Source organism: Bacillus sp. RB3, assembly GCF_030164735.1.
GTDB lineage: Bacteria > Bacillota > Bacilli > Bacillales > Bacillaceae_G > Bacillus_A > Bacillus_A cereus.
Genome location: NZ_JASNGE010000091.1, coordinates 1 through 1,019, shown reverse-complemented (window position 1 = coordinate 1,019; position 1,019 = coordinate 1). Strand labels below are relative to the sequence as shown.

The window sequence follows — 1,019 nt, the reverse complement described above, 5'->3', positions numbered from 1 at the left end:
AAAGGGGAACGTCTTCATACATATTCCCTGAATTTCATCAATGATGAAAAAGACTTTGAGCAAGACTTCCTTCGTTTTGATCGTGATGAACCTTGGGTGAAACGTGTGGCTGAATATGTAGGAACAAAGCATCATTCTATAGAGATAGGATCAGATAGTTTAATAGAGTATTTATTAACTCCAATGCGAGCGCGTGATCTACCTGGAGTTGGAGAACTAGAAACGTCTCTTTATTTGCTATTTAAGGAAATGAAGAAAGACGCAACAGTTGCACTTTCAGGCGAATCCGCAGATGAAGTATTCTCAGGGTATCCATGGTTCCATCAAGAGAAGTTTCTAGATGCAGAGATATTCCCTTGGAGTGTTAATTTATGGTATAGTACAGAAATTTTATCAGAGGATTTTAAAGCGAAGATTAGCCCTGAAAAATATCAAAAACAAAAATTTGAAGATGCAGTTGCTGAGGTTCCCTTTTTAGAAGGTGAAAGTGATCTGCAAATGAAGCAACGTCAAATGTCTTACATGTTTATTACACGTTTCTTGCCATTTATGCTAGAACGAAAAGATCGCACAAGTATGATGAATGGCTTTGAAGTACGAGTTCCATTTTGCGATTACCGGCTTGTAGAATACCTATGGAATGTCCCATTCGAAATGAAAAGCATAGACAATATTGAAAAAGGTATTTTACGTAGAGCTTTTGAAAATGTACTTCCAGAGGATGTACGTTATCGCAAAAAAAGTGCATATCCAAGCACTAAGGATGCCTCTTATCTACAAGGTATTAGTGATTGGATGTTACATGTGTTGAACAATCCTGAATCACCTATTTTGCCATTAATTAATGTAGAAAGAGTTCGTGCTATTGCAGAAGGAAAAGACGAAGTAATTTCAGGTAATGATGCACGAGGTATAATAGATTATTTACTTCAAGTTAATAGTTGGCTAGAGGAATATAATATTAAATTAATATGGTAGATGTAATTTTCAAATAAAGAGAATAGCTGAAACATCAATGA

The 1,019-nt window shown here is 35.5% G+C and carries 1 protein-coding gene; it reads left to right on the top strand.

Annotated elements, in window-relative coordinates:
• Window positions 1–978: asparagine synthetase B family protein (locus tag QO049_RS30435; protein WP_284489820.1), on the top strand; the 978-nt coding region annotated here is incomplete at its 5' end.
• Between the last annotated feature and the right edge of the window lie 41 nt (window positions 979–1,019).